We start from the raw sequence: 17,068 nt of genomic DNA, 5'->3' as shown, positions 1-17,068 counted from the left end.
AAGGGGGTAGCAGCGCTACCCCCTTGTCATCTTTACCGACCCGTTATCTCGGCGGTGAATATGCGGTTATACCCGACGATAGGGCAGGTAAACCGGCTCCCACATGTGGTTGAGGATATGCTGCTGCAAATCCTGACCGATCAGCGGGTGGGAGGGATCCCGGCGCACGATATCCTTGAGCACGGCGGTCGCCACATGCACCGAGATGCTGCGCAGCTCGCGAATGCGGGGATACACGGCTCCTTTCGCCAGGTCCACCTCACTCACGCACTCGGCCAGCGCAAAGGCGGCTGTAGTGAAGACATCGGGTGTGATCTCGCGGAGCTGGCTGACGATGGCCGCCAGACCTACACCGGGGAAGATAAAGACGTTATTGCCCTGCCCGACTCGGAACTCCTGCCCCTCGTAGCTCACATCCTTGAACGGACTACCAGTCGCGACAATGGCTTTGCCCTTGCTCCAGCGGTAGATATCTTCCGGCAGCGCTTCACAGTTGGCGGTCGGGTTGGAGAGCGGGAACACCATGGGGCGCTCGCAATGCTGCAGCATCAGCTGGATGTGTTCTTCCTGGAAGGCACCGCCCGAGCCACTGGTACCCAGCAACACGGTAATGGGCACATGACGCAGCACATCGGCCAGATTGGCCTTGCCGGGTACCTCGGTATCCCAGCCTGCCAGCAGCAGCCCCGGTTTGGCGTAGCGACGCTTGTACTCGTCGAGCCCGTCCCGGTTGTCGCACACCAGCCCCTGGGTATCCAGAATGTAGATGCGATCGCGGGCCGCCTGCGGATCCATCCCCTCGCGGATCATCCCCGCGCAGATCTGATCCGCGACACCAACCCCGCCGGCGCCAGCGCCGTAGACCAGATAGTTCTGCTGGCCCAGGGTCTCCCCCTTGACCTTGACCGCGCCGATGATACCGGCCAGCACCACGGCACCGGTGCCCTGAATATCATCGTTGAATGACGGCAGTGACTGCTGGTAGCGGGCCAGATTGTTGAAGGCATTGGATTTGCTGAAGTCTTCCCACTGCAGCACGGCGTTGGGGAAGTGGCGCTTGACCCCCTGCACGAACTTGTCGATGAACTCTTCGTACTCCTTGCCGCGAATACGCTTGTGGGGGCGGCCCAGATACATGGGATCATCGAGCAGTTTCTGGTTGTCGGTGCCCACATCCAGCGCGATGGGCATGCAGCAGGCGGGGTGAATACCGGCACCCAGGGTATAGAGCGCCAGCTTGCCGATGGGGATACCCATGCCGCCGACCCCCTGGTCGCCGATCCCCAGAATGCCCTGGCTGTCGGTGACGACTATGATGCGGATCGATTTGGCATCGAAGTGACGGGCCTGACTGCCCATGTCATCCACGTTGTCCGGGGTGATGTAGAGGCCGCGCGGCTTCTGGAAGCGGTGGCTGAACTCCTGACACGCCTTGCCCACGGTCGGGGTATAGATGTAGGGAGTCATCTCCTCCACATGGCGTGACAACAGGGCATAAAACAGGGTTTCGTTGCGATCCTGCAGGGCACGCAGGTTCTGGTACTTCTCGATATCGCTGCAAGCGCTCTTGAACCCCTCATACACTCGCTCGAGCTGGGCTTCAAAAGTTTGCACCTGAGGCGGCAGCAAACCATCGAGATCAAAATCGGCCCGCTCCTGTTCGGTGAAGGCTGTGCCCTTGTTGAGGTATCGATTGTTAAGCAGATCAGTGCCGGTCAGTGCAACGGGGCGAAAATCCTGTCCCTGTGCATCTTTCCACAGCAGATATTGTCCGGTAGCCATAGTCATTCTCTTTGATTTACGTGAAATTGCCGTTCGGCAGGAGAGCAAGACTCATAATGAAATCAATCATATGACGTTTACTCGATCGGTTTTGTGAGCTTGGGCATACCCTGCGGCCAAAATAGGCGCCCGGCGGCCCCGACGAGACAAATATCCACGGCAAGGAATGAGACTCATGTTAGCATTGCGGGCAACCCAGCCCCTTTCACCGCATCACAGCCGGGAGTGACCTGATGCCCTCGCCTCTGCCAGCCTGCGTCCCCTTCTTTCTGCCATGCGCCTGATCCCGCTGCTTGCTCTGTGGTTGTTTCTGACCTGCCAGTCGGCTCTCGCCGCTCCGGGCCGGGTGCTCAACATCATCGTGGGTGAATGGCCCCCTTTCGTCTCCGAGCAGTCAAAACAGCACGGTCCAGTGGCCCACCTCATCAGCGATCTGTTCAAAGAGGCAGGCTATGAGGTGAAGTTCCACTTCGCCCCCTGGGGTCGGGTCTATTCGCTGGCGGCCAACAGCCAGCTCTACGACGCCACCGCCGTCTGGATGCACAAACCGGAGCGGGAGCAGGATTTTCTGTTTAGCGAAGCGGTGCTGCAGGAGCAGTTTGTCTTCTTCTCCCTCAAATCACGGCAGCTGCGGGCCGAGCGCCTTGAACAGATCATCGGCATGCGGTTGGGGGGCGATATCGCCTACAGCTACGGGCCTGAGCTGGACAAGATGGTGGCCGATGGCAAGGTAACCCAACAGAAAGTAACCGACGTGAAACAGAATTTCGGCAAGCTGCTGCGCGGACGGATCGACCTCTATCCACAAGAGCTGCGAGTCGGTCTGGCCGAGTTGCAGAGCCAGCTCGACCCCGCCAGCGCGGCACTCATCACCCACAGTCAGACCCCTTTTCTGCGCAACGACAGCTTCGTGATGTTCCCGCGCAAGATGCCGGATTCAGCCAAACTGCGGGATCAGTTCAATCAGCAGTTGCAGCAGGCCATCGCCAGCGGACGTTATAAGCGCTACTTCGAGCGGCTGGCCCGAGGGGAATATTGACCTTGGCGAGGCAAAAACAGAGGGGATAAAACAACGGTGGCGGCCCTTTGTGGCCGCCACCTCTGTGATGCTTGTCAGCGGCTGGCATTAGCCGCTGATGCCCACCTCCAGCTTGAACGGCGTCTTGGCCTTGCTGTTCTCGGCCGCCCCCATCTGGTAGACCCGAATGGTATAAGTGCCCTTGGCGGGCAGGGTCGCCTCAAAGTTGTTCCCTTCGGTAGAACCGATAAACATCGCCTCCCCCTTGCTGCCCGGCGGCAGAATATTGAAGTAGGGCTTGCCGGTCAGGATCACCACCATGCTCTGGCCCTTGTTGGCCGTCAGCTTGTAATCGAGGGTCTGGCTACCCTGAATGGTGCCGTTGATAGTCGCCCCTGACTCCCCCTTCTTGAACTGCACCTGCTGGGTCTTGATCCCGTCAGCCGCCTGCGCCACGCCCGCAATACCACCGAAGAGCGCAGATGCACATACCGCTGCCAGCCATGCTTTTCTCATCATTTGTCATCCCTTGTGTGAATGGAACCCCTGTTACTGTTGCTCAAGGTGGCCCAAAAAACCATCGCCGTTTGCGGCATCGCTCAATCAATTTGCCATCACGATCGACCCGCCATCAAAAGGGGCGCCGCAGCGCCCCTTCTCTTTACTCTTTGTCGACCATCAGCTTGATTTGCCCGCCTTGGGCTCATCGAGGGTGTGTTTCACCTCTTCATACCAGAGGTCGTGGTGCTCCTTGGCCCAGGTCTCGTCCACCTCGCCGGTCACCATCCCCTCCAGCGCCCCTTCCAGCTGGAACAGACCCATGTAGATATGGAAGATAAAGCCGCAGATAAGGATCAAGGCGCCTACGATATGGATAAAGCTGGCCCACTCCATCTGGCGGCGCAGCTGGCCGAAGATGGGGAAGTCGAGGAACAGCCCGGTCGCCACCACAATGCCGCCAAACCAGATCAGCAACCAGAAGATCGCCTTCTCGCCGCCGTTGGAGAAGCCTGCCGAAGGGTGACTCCCCTTGTGCTTGCCGAGCATGCCACCAAACTTCATGAACCACTGCACATCCACCATGTTGACGATGTTGTGGCGGAACCACTTGATGAGTACCCCCATCAGGCAGAGGAAGAAGAGCGGCCCCACGTAGTTGTGGAACACCTTGGCGAACCAGATCCAGTTCTCCCACACCCCGAGGCTCACCACCGGCTTGATGAAGTACTTGCCGTAGATGATGGCCAGCCCCGACCCGGAGAGGGTCAGGAACATGGCCGCCGTGGTCCAGTGCAGCGCCCGATCCAGCCGACTCCAGCGCTTGAGCTTGCGCCCGGTGCGCGGTTTGGAGAGCTTGGTCTGCCCCACCACCAGATACATCAGGCCACACATGGCGAGCGACCCGAAAATGGCGATGGCGCCGAGCGGCGACACCCACTTGGTCTTCACCTCGAACCAGAGCTGGCCCGGCACCGAGATAAGCACTCCGTGCTCCGGCGAGCGGGAGGTGGTCACCCCCTCCTGCCCATCCTTCACCGCCCGCCAGTAATCGGCGCCGGCAAAGCCGACCGCCTCTTTCTCGGCATCGGCGAAACTTGCGGTACTCACCAGCAGCAGGGCAGCAAACAGGGCCATTAGCCAGGTTTTCATGCCGCCCCTCCCTGCTTGTTCAGCTTGCTGGCATCATGAAACAGCTCATCGCCATTACCCCAAGCCGCATCCTTGGCACCGCGATAGGCAACCCGCTCGCGGAAGATATCGGAGATCACCTGCGCATCCCCTGCCAGCAGTGCCTTGGTGGAGCAGAGCTCGGCACACATCGGCAGCTTGCCCTCGGCGATGCGGTTGGCACCGTACTTCTGACGCTCAGCCTCGCTGTGATCCTCTTCCGGGCCGCCGGCACAGAAGGTGCACTTGTCCATCTTGCCCCGATCGCCAAAGGCGGCGGTCTTCGGGAACTGGGGCGCCCCGAACGGGCAGGCAAACAGGCAGTAGCCACAACCGATGCAGAGATCCTTGTTGTGCAGCACTATGCCGTCGTCGGTGTGATAGAAGCAGTCGGCCGGGCAGACCGCCATGCAGGGGGCGTCGGTGCAGTGCATGCAGGCGACCGAGATGGAGGTCTCCCCCGGCAGGCCGTCGTTGAGGGTAACCACCCGGCGGCGCTGGATGCCCCACTCCAGGGCATCGTCGTTCTCGTTCTTGCACGCCGTCACACAGCCGTTGCACTCGATGCAGCGCTTGGTGTCACACATGAATTTCATTCTGGCCATGGGATCAGGCTCCTACTTTGCGAAAACGGCACAGGGTGACCTTGGTCTCCTGCATCTGGGTGACCGGGTCATAACCATAGGTGGTGACTATGTTGACCGACTCCCCCAGCACATAGGGGTCAGACCCTTCCGGATATTTGGATCGCAGATCCTTGCCCTCGAAGTGGCCGCCGAAGTGGAACGGCATAAAGGCGAGCCCCGGTTTGACCCGCGGGGTCACCAGCGCCTTCACCTTGACCCTGCCCCCTTCCGGCCCCTCGACCCACACATCCTGACCATCGCGCACACCGACGTCGTTGGCATCCGCCGGGTTCATCTCGACGAACATCTCCTGCTGCAATTCAGCCAGCCAGGGGTTGGAGCGGGTCTCATCGCCGCCCCCCTCGTATTCGACCAGACGGCCCGAGGTGAGGATGATGGGGAACTCCTTGCTGACGTCCTTCTCCTGCACCGAGGCGTACTGGGTCGGCAGGCGCCACAGGCTCTTCGAATCAGGCCAGGTGGCGTAGTCAGCCAGCAAGTCGCGGCGCGGGGTGTAGAGCGGCTCGCGGTGCTTGGGCACCTGATCCGGGAAGGTCCACACCACGCAGCGCGCCTTGGCGTTGCCATACGGCACAAAGCCGTGCTTGATGGCGACCCGCTGGATGCCGCCGGAGAGATCGGTCTTCCAGTTCTTGCCCTCGGCCTCTTTCTTCTCGGCCTCGGTCAACTCATCCCACCAGCCAAGCTGTTTCATCAGGTCGGCAGTGATCTCGGGATAACCGTCTTCCACCTCGCTCCCTTTCGGCCAAGAGTCTTCGGCGAGCAGCGAGACGCCCTGATACTCGATGCCGAAACGGGCGCGGAAACCACCGCCCCCTTCCGATACCGGAATGCTGGTGTCGTAGAGGATGTGGCTGCCGGGATGCTTCATCTCAGGGGTGCCCCAGCAGGGCCAGGGCAGACCATACACTTCGCCGCTGACCGGGCCGCCCTCGGCCTTGAGGTTGGTCTTGTGGAAGGTGTGCCAGTTCTGCTGGTGCGCCTTGAGCCGCTCCGGGCTCTGGCCGGTGTAGCCCACGCTCCACATGCCGCGGTTAAATTCGCGAGTGATGTCTTCCAAGAGCGGCTGGTTGTTCTCCACCTTGATGTGCTTGAACAGCTGGTCGGCAAAGCCGAGCTTCTTGCTCAAGAGATACATGATCTCGTGGTCGACCTTGGATTCGAACAGGGGCTCAATCACCTTGTCGCGCCACTGCATGGAGCGGTTGGTGGCGGTGACGGAGCCATAGGTCTCGAACTGGGTGGTGGCCGGCAGCAGGTAGACGCCGTCGGTGCGATCGTTCATCACCGAGGCGACGGTGGGATACGGGTCGACAATCACCATCATGTCGAGCTTTTGCATCGCCTTCTTCATTTCCGGGCCGCGGGTCTGGGAGTTGACCGCATGGCCCCAGTAGAACATGGCGCGGATGTTGGAGCCCTGCTCGATGAGATCGGCGTTCTCCAGCACCCCGTCCACCCAGCGGGAGACCGGAATGCCGTTGTTGTTCATCGGCAGCTTGCCGTTGTAGGCCTTGTTGTCGAAGCGCGCCTTGATCCACTCGTAATCGACGTCCCACACCCGGGCCCAGTGCTTCCAGGAGCCCTCTTCCAGCCCGTAGTAGCCGGGCAGGGAGTCTGAGGTGACGCCAAAGTCGGTGGCCCCCTGTACGTTGTCGTGGCCACGGAAGATGTTGGTACCCGCCCCGCTCTTGCCCACGTTGCCGAGAGCCAGTTCGAGGATGCAGTAAGCGCGGGTGTTGTTGTTGCCTGTGGTGTGCTGGGTACCGCCCATGCACCAGACCACGCAGCCGGGGCGGTTGTCGGCCAGCAGCTTGGCGGCGCCATGAACCTGCTGTTCATTGAGGCCGGTCACCCGCTCAACTTCCGCCGGAGTCCAGCGCGCCACCTCTTTTTGCACCTCATCCATGCCGTAGACACGGGTGCGGATGAACTCTTTATCTTCCCAGCCGTTCTTGAAGATGTGCCAGAGCATGCCCCAGATAAAGGCGACGTCGGTGCCCGGACGCAGGGAGAGGTACATGTCCGCCTTGGCGGCGGTGCGGGTGCGGCGCGGGTCGACCACCAAAATCTTGCAGCCGTTGCGCTCTTTTGCCAGCAGGATGTGCTGCATGGCGACCGGGTGGGCCTCCGCCGGGTTGGAGCCGATAAACATGATCGACTTGCTGTTGTGCATGTCGTTCAGGCTGTTGGTCATGGCGCCGTAGCCCCAGGTGTTGGCGACGCCAGCGACCGTGGTGGAGTGGCAGATCCGCGCCTGGTGATCCACGTTGTTGGTGCCCCAAAGCGACGCCATCTTGCGAAACAGGTAGGCCTGCTCGTTGGAGTGCTTGGCGGAGCCGAGCCAGTAGACGCTGTCGGGGCCGGACTCCTTGCGAAGGCGCAGCACTTCGTTGCCCACCTCTTCGATGGCCTGATCCCAGCTGATGCGCTGCCACTTGCCGCCCACCAGCTTCATCGGGTACTTGAGGCGACGCTCACCGTGGCCGTGCTCGCGCAGGGCCGCCCCCTTGGCGCAGTGACCGCCAAGGTTGAAGGGGTGATCAAAGGCCGGCTCCTGACCGGTCCAGACGCCGTTCTGCACCTCGGCATAAACGCCGCAGCCCACCGAGCAGTGGGAACAGATGGTGCGCTTCACCTCGACCGGCACGTCGGCCGCCACGGTTTTGGCCTCGGCCCGCTGCATCATGGCTGGTGCCAGCCAACCGGCGGCCACGGCGCCACCGGCCACCAGACCGGAGTTGACCATAAAGGCGCGACGGGTCAGCCCCTGACCGCGAATGGCCTCATTGCCCTGCTCGCCCACTTGGGGCTGCTCGGCACGTTTTGTCAGTTTCATGAGTTCTCCTTCACTGATCCGGCTCAGTCGGTGCCGCGCAGGGTGCGATAAAAGTCGTGAACATGGGGGGTCTCCCGATAGCCCTTGTCAGGCTCGGTGTCGTGGGTCAGCACCTCTTTGCCCACCACCCGACCGGTGGCACCGGCCAATACGCCTATGGTGGCGACCACGCCAACTCCCTTGATCAGATTGCGGCGGGACGGGTCTTTCAGCTGTTCATCGCTCATTCTTGTGACCTCTGTTGTTGTTCTTGCTGGCGCCTGCGCGCCAGCTTCGCGTCCAATGGGATATCTCGTCTGCTCGTTTTGTTATGTGCAGCTCTTGTTATGCGCAGATAAGGGCGTTCAGCCCGGCACCACGCAGGCGCCAAACGGCAGGCGCAATTCGTTTTCCAGCTTGAAGAAATCTTCGGCAAGGGCGCCGACTGCCCGGTAGAAACTGCCCCCTTTCGCCTGCTGCTGATCGCGGCAACAGGCGAGTACCCAGGGGGCAAGGTGGCGCTCATAGAAGCGGTTGCGCTCCGGGTGCTGCTCGCCAATCAACACCGCCATCACCTCACAGAGGGCGGCGAGATGATCTTCCGGCTCGCACACTCCGCTCTGGCGCTCGAAACCGAGGGACTGCAGATCTGCGCGCAGCACCGCCAGCGGCAGCTCCATCAGGGAGCCAGTGAGATACCAGGAGGCAAACGGCACGATCTCCCCGCGCCCCAGCCCGATAAAGAGATTCTGATACTCCTCGGCAAGCTCGTTTTCGTGGTGGCTACTGGCCGCCAGCTGCACCAGCCCGAGCCCTCTGGCAAAGGGGCCAGGCATCGGCTGCAACCCTTGCAGCCAGGCGAGCTGTTCGCCACGGGGGGCGGCGCGCCAGAGGCTTGCCAGCAGGGCGTAGAGATCGGCGCTGCTCTGTTCCAGTTCGGTCATGGTCAGTTCGCCTGCCTTTTCGTTATCTTGTTCACTCATCACTGGCCCCTCATACCTTGAGCTGGGAGACGGGATCCGCCGCCAGCGCCGCAAACACATCCTTGACCCGACAGTCCTCGCACATCAGCAGCCGCTGGGCGGCCTCGTTCTGGAAGTGGGAGTGACCGGCCAGTTTTTGCTGGATGCGGCGGATCATCGAGGCGGGCGCGAACGGCTTGCCGCAGCGAATGCAACAGGCTGCCTCTTCGGCTTTGAGGCTCTGCACGGCGCGGCGCACCTCGGGCACGGGTTGCAGACGGGGCGTGAGCACGATGGCCTGCTCGGGGCACGCCTTTTCGCACATGCCGCACTGGATGCAATCCTGCTCGATAAAGTTGAGGCCCGGCGCATGGCCCACCGCATGCAGGGCGCGGATCGGGCAGACCGCCACGCAGCCCATGCAGAGGGTGCAGTCAGCTTCTTTCAATTCCACACTGCCGTATGGGGCGCCATGAGGCACCGCCAGCGGCTCGCGGCTCCCTTCGTTGGCCTGCCAGAGGACATCGAAGGCGGCAAACAGGTTCTCCCGTTTGTCCCCTTTCAGCGGCTTGTCCAGCAGGGCAACGGCTGGTTCACAGGAGATCGGCTTATCTTGTTCGGCATCCGGGTTAAACAGAGCAATGCGATCGGCAGCAAGACCGGCGCCCGCCAGCAGCACGGCAGCACTCGCCAGCTCCCGCTCAACCAATGCCCGCACACTGGCAGGGGCATCGTCACCCAGCGCAATGCGCACCGTGCTGGCACCGTAGGCGAGTGCGGCAAACCAGCTCTCGATGCCTAAACTCGCGCTCTCCTCCACCCAGACTGGCAGCCAGTTAGCAGGCAGGCGGGTGAGTTCGGCCTCCACCCATTCGCGCTCGCTTTCACCGGCGATCAGCAGCTGCGGCGCTTCGCCGCCCGCCTCCCGATAATGCTTGAGCAATCGGAACAGGTAGTCACCGCTGGTGTTGGCGTCGGGCTGGTGATAGGCAATCGCCCCGGTCGGGCAGGCAGAGGCGCAGCTACCAAAGCCCTGACAGAGATGGGGATCGATCTGGATGCGACCATTGATGGGCTTGAGGGCATCGGTCGGGCAGACATCGAGACAGCGGCTGCAACCGGGCACGCCGCGGGCGGTAAAGGCGCAGGCCTCGGGGTCGAGACGAAAATAGCGCGGCTTGTCGAAGATACCGGTCAGCGCACAGAGCTCGGTGAGCCGTTCGGCCAGCCCTTGATCATCGGAGAGATGCAGATAACCGACCGGCGGGCGTTCCAGCGCAAAGAGCTGGGCGCGGCCCAGATCGGCCACCAGATCGAAGCGCGGTTCGCGTGGCTGTTCACTAACAGCAGCCGCTTGTTGTGGAAAGCCTTGTTGTGGGAAGCAAAGCGTAGCCAGATTAACCCGCTCCCCCTGCCCATTGAGACCGGTGAGCCGGAACTGCCCCAGATACCCTGTCAGGCTCGGCTCACGCAGGGTCAGGGCCGCGAGGGATGCGGTGGCATCGAAAATGGCTTCGAGATCTGCCGCCTCGGCATCGTGGACCGCTTCGGTCACCAGCAGGGTGGGCTTCACCCCGGCGGGCAGCAGGCTGGCAGCGCGGCGAATCCGATCTTCCGGGCCGACCAGCAGCAGGCGCCCCTGACTCTGGTATGAGACAGTGGCCGGGATCAGGTTATCGGTCTTGACCGTATGCTGCAGGGCATAAGCGCGAGCGCGCGCGTTATACGCGGCCGCCCCCGCCCCATGGGCAAGATTGGAGGCTAGATTTGGGCCCAGATTTGGCAATGTTTGTTCAGTGCTCACATACGCTCCTGCGCGCGCCACCTCATGGGATGGGCGCTTGTTGGTAAGCCGAGAGAGCAAGAGGCGAGCCAACTCCCCCGGGAAAAAAGTGACTGACAGGGAGTCAGGATCCTGAGGGTTCCATTCCCCCACCTTTGGCTGGGACATTTTGTCCATCACAGGAAACCAAAATGTCCCGATCATCGGTGTGGGTTTGAGAATGGTTATCAGCCAGCTCGTCGGCGGCAGGTTCGCTGACAACCGCCACCGGTTCAGCAGACCCGCTGGCCGGATTGACCGATTCGCTCTCCGGCGCGGTTACCTGATCCACCAACCAGTTGCGCAGCCCAACGGTCAGGGCCGCAGGCAGCAATTCGGGCTGGCTAAAATCCTGGGTGTAGTCGTCGAGTCCATCCGGCTTGTGGCTGCGAAACATGGCCCGCAGCGCCTCCTTGTCAGGAAGTTTTGGCTTGCCCGGCTGGGCTGTTGTTAGCGGCGGTTCGCCACTCTCGGCCCCCTCAACGGCAAGGGATTCACAGCTCCCCTTGTCAGTGCTGACTACGGGGCTATCCAGTGCAGTATCTGGATTTTCAGCTTCGCCACTGCCTTCGATGGGGGCTGCAACCGCCTCGGGTATGGCCTCTTCCCGTGGCTGCAATGCCTGATGCTTGCGCGCCTCGCTCTTGCGAGACGACCAGCGCTTGAGGAACTCACTCATGAGCGCTGTTTCCGGCCTTGTTTCCGGCACTGACTCCGGCGTCGCTGCCACGCTCGCGGCCATCGGGGCCGGTGGCTTTAACGGCGCCGCAGCTGGCTTGATCTACCGTATCGACACCAAGCTGATCCTGCGCCCGTCCCTTGCCCTTCTTGCCCTTGCGGCGGGCCTCCAGCAGCTCGCCGTGGCGACCGATAAAGGCCTCCACCCAGGCTTGCAGCGCCTCGGGCAGCGGGCAGGAGAGCACCTGCCGCTCGCCATCCATATAGGCGGCGGCCACGGTCTGGCTCAGGGTGAGGCCATCGGCCACAAAGCCATTGTCCACGCGGCTTCCGGTGACAAACAGGCGGGGCGAGCCGGAGCTCAAATTGAAGCGATAATCCCCCCGCTCATCGCGAAACAGGGTAAGAGGCAGCGCACCAGCGGCCTCGGGTTCGGCGGGATGAAGCGCCGCAATCTCGAAACGGCGGCTCTGCCAGCGGCCAACCTGGCTGTCGATGGCCTTTAACTCCAGTTGCAGCCAGCGCTGCGGGGGCAAGGTATTGGTGGTGTCTTGCACTGTCACGGCTCCCATCAGAAGGTCTCGGCCGGGCCGCCCTCCCCCCGTGATCCACCCCGTTCGAGGCAGATCAGAGCAGGGGATTAAGGGCAGCCACGGCCATCAATGGGATAAGACTTAGCAAGAGTGGGGCCAAGGCAGGTTTGGTGGTTAATAGGTGCTTTGATGCGGGTTGGGGCGTCGTCCAGGACATGGGTTGGTGCGGGCGTAGGTTGGTGCAGAGCGCAGCGAAGCCCAACATGCGGAGTAAAACCAATCCGCCAGAGTCTAATCAAAAGGGATGGCAATAACCGAATAACACTGAATTATCCGATTATTGCTTTTGAAATATTCCACGGTAAACGTTGGGCTTCACTTCGTTCAGCACCAACCTACACTTTAGCCCAACATACGAGATGAGCTCAATAAACGTTCATGCGGACGCCCTGTGGGTGATCCTAGGCAGATTTCGGCTAAAACACACTTTTCAACGCGCCTAGGCCACCACTAACATAGCCAAATAACCATCCTCTTTGGGGATAACACCATGGCAGTACGGATTGCTATCTCACAGGTTAACGCAGCAGACTGGGCTCAATCACTCAGCAACTCGACGAGTGACAAGCGGGTAGCCGTCACCGTTTGTCCAGCAGGATGATGGCAAGAGCCCTGCGCGTACCGACCAACTTGGTGATAGCTTGCTGACCAGACTGATGACCGATGAATTTGAGTTGAGGGAATAATGAGTAATTTTACCTTTCTTGAAAAAATTCAACCCGCACTTGCACAACTTGGCTGCAGTGCGGAACTGTATTGCCATAACGACAGACAAGCGGCGTTGGTTAAACTTCGGTGTTTTGTTGAGGTCATCGTTGGTGATATTTACAGTAGCTTGGCGTTGACGCCACCAGAACGAGATGACTTATATAATCGTCTGCGAGATGACGAGTTTAAGAATGTCGTTGGTGACCGCAGTATTTTGACTAAGTTAGATACAATTCGCTTCAATGGTAATAAGGCCGCTCATTCTGCTAGTGGAACAGTTGATATTTCCATAGATGAGACATTTTGGCTGATCAAAGAGGCTTTTCTTATTGCCCGTTGGTACGCGCAGACCATTCTTAATGAGACGATTTTTCCTCCCGAGTTTGTTAATCCAGTACAGCCGATCGATATTGCCGCATCTTTACAAGCAGAATTATTGCTGCAGCAGCAAGAGCTTGCAACTCGTGAGTCTGAGCTAAAGGCAAAGTTGGCTGCCAATCAAGAAACGTTTGAACAAAAGACAACGGTATTGTTAGCCGAGCTGAGTGCTAAAAACGATGCGCTTTCGAATGTAAATAAAGAGCAAGCACTACTGCAGATAGCGCTTGAGCAGAAACAAAAAGATTTAATGGCTTCACAGCAGGCTGTGTCAAACTATCAACTGCGCGAAGAGTTTAAGCAAGCAAGTATGTCATCGGCATCAAGCTTCGATCTGGATATGGAGCTGACTCGCCGAAATATCGATATCTTTGACTGCTTTGAAGATGTAACACTGACATCAAGCCAGAGAAAAGTTGTAAATCAAGTCAATGACTTTCTGAAAGATCCTAATCAAAATGTTTTTTTGTTGAACGGCTATGCCGGTACAGGTAAAACATTTATTACCAAAGGCATCACACAGTATTTGGATAAAATAGGCCGTGAGTTCAAAATTATGGCGCCTACGGGTAAGGCGGCCAAGGTTATTTCAGATAAAACCATGCAAGCAGCCTGCACAATACATCGGGCCATTTATAATTACGAGAACATAAAAGAGTTTAAGGTCGATGGGATTGATGGGTCTGAAACTTACCGCTGTTATGCAGAGTTAAAGGTTAACGTCGATACTGCAGAAGCGGTTTACATCATTGATGAAGCCTCCATGGTGTCTGATAAATATTCGGATGGTGAGTTTTTCCAGTTTGGTTCAGGTTATTTATTAAGAGACTTGCTCAAATTCATCAATTTTGACCATAACGATCATAATAAGAAGATTATTTTTATTGGTGACAATGCGCAGTTGCCACCTGTAGGTATGAATACCTCACCAGCACTTGATGCTTTTTATCTCAGCAAGAACTATCAACTGAAGGTTGTCTCAGGGTGTTTAACTGAAGTTGTACGCCAAAGAGCTAACAGTGGTGTATTGGTCAATGCAGCTATGCTACGCGATGGGCTAGAGCAAAAGGTCTTCAATAAATTGCAATTCGTTGTGAATAATGAAGACGTATGTCAACTATATCCCGATAATCTTCTCAATGCGTTTTTAGAGACCTGCGATGGGAAAATAGGTAAAACAGGAGAGAGTGTAATCATTGCCTCTTCAAACCGACAGGTTGGTGAATATAATCGACTCATTCGTGAACAGTTTTTCGACGGTCAGCAGGAGATGGCCAGAGGCGATAAAGTTATTTCGGTAGCGAATCATTATCGACCTGACGCCACTATTACTAATGGCGAGTTTGGTATGATAAAAGAGGTTATATCACCGCACCCTGAATTAGTCAGCGTTATTATTAGCGTGAAAGGCGATACTGGCCAAATGGTTAAAAGGAAGGTTGATCTAAGTTTTAGAGATGTGATTCTGGGGTTTCGTAATGATTTCGGTGAGCCATTTTATTTTGAGGCCAAAGTCATAGAGAATCTACTTTATAATGATGATCCGGCCTTGTCGTCAGATGAGCATAAAGCAATCTATGTACATTTTCTAAATAGAAATCCTGAGCTGAAACGTAAGGGCAATGAACAAAAGAGGAGGGTTGCATTATTGCAAGACCCTTATTTTAATGCCTTTAAAATTAAATTCGGCTACGCTATCACAGGACACAAAGCGCAAGGGAGTGAGTGGAAAAATGTGTTTTTGCAGTGCCAGACCCACCATAAAAAGTTAACAAAAGAGTACTTTCGTTGGTTGTACACTGCAATAACACGTGCATCTGAAACCTTGTATGTAATGGATCCACCAAATATCTCGCTGTGGCCTGGAGAACCTCGGGTAAAACCTGATGCTACTCCTGAACTCCCCCCGGAAAAACCAACAAATGACAACAAAGATATCGTTCAAAGGCCAGTGGGCCCTGAACCAGTGGACACATTCATTTTTCGTAGTGACAAACCGCAATTACAGCGTCTCTATCAATGTGTAAAAGCGGGGGTTGATGGTACCGGGATTTCGATTGTAGATGTACTTCATTACGACCATCAAGAACGCTACATTTTCAAGCGAGGTAATGAACAGGCTTCAATTAGTTTTATTTATAAGGGTAGTTGGAAAATTTCTCACGTGAACAGTCTTGGGCAAGGTGGATTTGACACAGAGTTGATGACTTTGTTGGCACCACTGGAGGGGACGCTGTTAGATTTGCCTGAACCAAAGTCTGATGGAGGTATCACGTTTTCACATCCATGTTTGAAAGAGCTTTATGAATATATTTCTTCTCAATTAATCGAAGAAGATGTGGCAGTTACTAAAATTAAATCACGTGAATTTTGTGAGCGGTATTACTTTCAACGCGAAAACGAGTTGGCGGTTATAGATATTTTTTATAACAATTCTTACCAGTTTAAAAAAACAGTAAAAATGTCACAGTTAAGTAATTCCACCAGATTGATGGATGAGGTAATTGATAAAATTGGGGCTATAGCATGAATGAGCAGCCTTTCCGTACCGTTACAAACTTGCGTAAAGCAGGTCATTTGCAAGAAGCGTGGAATGTTGGTTTTGCGGCGCTGGAACAGTCTCCGCAAGATGCGTATCTTAAAGGTGCATTATTTTGGGTGTGTTATGAGTTTATAAAGCAGCATCAACTTAAGATATCAAAACGTGCCGCGTCTTCGAATAATTTTCGACCCAGTGATTTCGAGTTTGAGTCTATTGAAAGCTTGCTGCAAACCATAGTGACATTTGACATTCCAACTGGTGGGTTGGAATACAAGATGCTGTTGGTTCAGTTCAAAAAGAATCTTGAGTGGTTCCCCACATTAATTCATTTTGTTCTGCGCCACCAAGGTTCGCTGTTTGATGCGGAAGCCAAGCAGCCATTTCAATCTGAGAATGGTGAAGTGCCCAGCTTGATGCTCACTACTGCTCGGCAAATTGCGCATGCCTGGCTGCGCGCACACGATTTTTGGCAGCTGGATCTGAATCAAGTTCTGTGTTTTATCAAGCTTGCCCGTCAGCAAGTATCTGATACAAAGCACTTGATTTGGCTCGATTACGATCAATCAAGGTGCTTAATCGTTGCCGGTCAATATGACCAGGCTCGTGAATTGTTGTTGCCCATTTTACGGAAAAAACAGAAAGAAGCCTGGGCTTGGGGAGCGCTGGCAGCAAGCTATCAGCAACAAGACCCTAATTTTGCGCTGAAATTTTTTGCCAAAGGGATCATCTCGGCGCATGAGGTTACTTTCAGTTTGAAGTTGCTTCAGGGCGCGATCCCGTTGTTGCTTGCCAATCAGCAAGTCGCAGAAGCATCCATGTGTTTAAAAACGGCATTGCAGGCATACCAAAGCCACGGATGGAAAGTAAAACCCGAGCTTGAGCAGTTGATGGCTCAACCATGGTATAACGCCAACGTTAATGAAAGTGACCTGAAAGCATTTTTAACCTCTCTTTGCCGAGACGCTATCGAATATCTCTATGGTCCAACCGAGAAAGTGATTGGAGTCATTGAGAGTATTCACAAGTCAGAGAAGGGCTTTCAAGTCTTTGTGAATAAAACCACCCACTGGTCGGTGAGGATGGGAGTACATAAAAGCAATCAGAAGCCTCAAACAGGTGACTATGTTGAATTGTCCCTATCCGCAAATGGTAATGAGAAGGAAGTTGTAGCATCGGTTCCATGCCAGTCAATTAAGCTAGAGGATGTGGGTACTGTTGAAGGCGAGCTGCGTATTTCTGCGAAAGGGTTTGGCTTTGTAGAGGACACATTTGTACCGTCATTTTTGATTGGCGATGTGGCTAACGAGTCTAGGGTATCGGTTTTGCGTGTTATGGCGTGGGATAAGTCCAAAGATCGTTACAATTGGAAAGCCATTAAACTAGCACAAAAAGAGTCGACCCCATAAAAGGAGAATTTCGCCCAAAAACAATCTGGAACAAAACTTGCTGTGT

13 protein-coding genes are annotated in these 17,068 nt (G+C 56.4%); 3 read left to right on the top strand and 10 right to left on the bottom strand.

Annotated features, from left to right (window positions below):
• Window positions 1-66: 66 nt before the first annotated feature.
• Window positions 67-1,782, bottom strand: coding sequence for an NAD-dependent malic enzyme (locus AB5Y84_RS19005; RefSeq protein WP_005334789.1), 1,716 nt, complete (start codon window positions 1,780-1,782; stop codon window positions 67-69).
• A gap of 274 nt (window positions 1,783-2,056) precedes the next feature.
• On the opposite strand from AB5Y84_RS19005, the gene AB5Y84_RS19000 reads away from it, so the two are divergent.
• Window positions 2,057-2,821: an ABC transporter substrate-binding protein gene (locus tag AB5Y84_RS19000; protein ID WP_257725190.1), complete on the top strand. Its 765-nt coding sequence runs from the start codon at window positions 2,057-2,059 to the stop codon at window positions 2,819-2,821.
• An 87-nt stretch (window positions 2,822-2,908) separates the two neighbouring features.
• On the opposite strand, the gene AB5Y84_RS18995 is transcribed toward AB5Y84_RS19000, so the two are convergent.
• From AB5Y84_RS18995 to AB5Y84_RS18955, 9 genes are all read right to left on the bottom strand, one after another.
• Window positions 2,909-3,319, bottom strand: coding sequence for a DNA breaking-rejoining protein (locus AB5Y84_RS18995; protein WP_257725191.1), 411 nt, complete (start codon window positions 3,317-3,319; stop codon window positions 2,909-2,911).
• 159 nt (window positions 3,320-3,478) lie between these two features.
• Complete coding sequence (locus AB5Y84_RS18990) at window positions 3,479-4,450, bottom strand: formate dehydrogenase subunit gamma (protein ID WP_005334792.1); 972 nt, start codon at window positions 4,448-4,450, stop codon at window positions 3,479-3,481.
• Window positions 4,447-5,073 (bottom strand): formate dehydrogenase FDH3 subunit beta, encoded by a 627-nt coding sequence (gene fdh3B, locus AB5Y84_RS18985; protein ID WP_005334799.1) that lies wholly within the window; start codon window positions 5,071-5,073, stop codon window positions 4,447-4,449. The genes AB5Y84_RS18990 and fdh3B overlap by 4 nt, the downstream gene beginning before the upstream one ends.
• Before the next feature lie 4 nt (window positions 5,074-5,077).
• Window positions 5,078-7,954 carry a formate dehydrogenase subunit alpha gene (locus AB5Y84_RS18980; protein ID WP_368177564.1) on the bottom strand — a complete coding sequence of 959 codons (2,877 nt, stop codon included), beginning with the start codon at window positions 7,952-7,954 and terminating at the stop codon, window positions 5,078-5,080.
• A 23-nt stretch (window positions 7,955-7,977) separates the two neighbouring features.
• Entirely contained in the window at window positions 7,978-8,181 is a 204-nt protein-coding gene (locus AB5Y84_RS18975; RefSeq protein ID WP_005303194.1) for a transcriptional initiation protein Tat, read from the bottom strand.
• Window positions 8,182-8,298: 117 nt separating this feature from the next.
• On the bottom strand, window positions 8,299-8,916 hold the full coding sequence (locus AB5Y84_RS18970) for a molecular chaperone (RefSeq protein ID WP_368177563.1): 618 nt from the start codon (window positions 8,914-8,916) through the stop codon (window positions 8,299-8,301).
• A gap of 10 nt (window positions 8,917-8,926) precedes the next feature.
• A complete protein-coding gene (locus tag AB5Y84_RS18965; protein WP_368177562.1) occupies window positions 8,927-10,699 on the bottom strand; it encodes a 4Fe-4S dicluster domain-containing protein in 1,773 nt (590 codons plus the stop codon).
• A 103-nt stretch (window positions 10,700-10,802) separates the two neighbouring features.
• On the bottom strand, window positions 10,803-11,396 hold the full coding sequence (locus tag AB5Y84_RS18960) for a DUF3306 domain-containing protein (RefSeq protein WP_257725195.1): 594 nt from the start codon (window positions 11,394-11,396) through the stop codon (window positions 10,803-10,805).
• Entirely contained in the window at window positions 11,389-11,967 is a 579-nt protein-coding gene (locus tag AB5Y84_RS18955) for a DUF3305 domain-containing protein (protein ID WP_257725196.1), read from the bottom strand. Before AB5Y84_RS18955 ends, AB5Y84_RS18960 begins: the two co-directional genes overlap by 8 nt.
• 706 nt (window positions 11,968-12,673) lie before the next feature.
• On the opposite strand from AB5Y84_RS18955, the gene AB5Y84_RS18950 reads away from it, so the two are divergent.
• Together AB5Y84_RS18950 and AB5Y84_RS18945 are read left to right on the top strand one after the other, a co-directional pair.
• The gene (locus AB5Y84_RS18950) at window positions 12,674-15,604 is read left to right on the top strand and encodes an AAA family ATPase (protein ID WP_257725197.1); all 2,931 of its coding nucleotides are present in this window, start codon (window positions 12,674-12,676) and stop codon (window positions 15,602-15,604) included.
• A complete protein-coding gene (locus tag AB5Y84_RS18945) occupies window positions 15,601-17,022 on the top strand; it encodes a hypothetical protein (RefSeq protein WP_368177561.1) in 1,422 nt (473 codons plus the stop codon). The genes AB5Y84_RS18950 and AB5Y84_RS18945 overlap by 4 nt, the downstream gene beginning before the upstream one ends.
• The last annotated feature ends 46 nt before the right edge of the window (window positions 17,023-17,068 follow it).

The organism is Aeromonas sp. s11 (assembly GCF_040907945.1).
Lineage (GTDB): Bacteria > Pseudomonadota > Gammaproteobacteria > Enterobacterales > Aeromonadaceae > Aeromonas > Aeromonas veronii.
The sequence above is the reverse complement of the archived record's forward strand: the minus strand, read 5'-3'. Positions and strand labels throughout refer to the sequence as shown.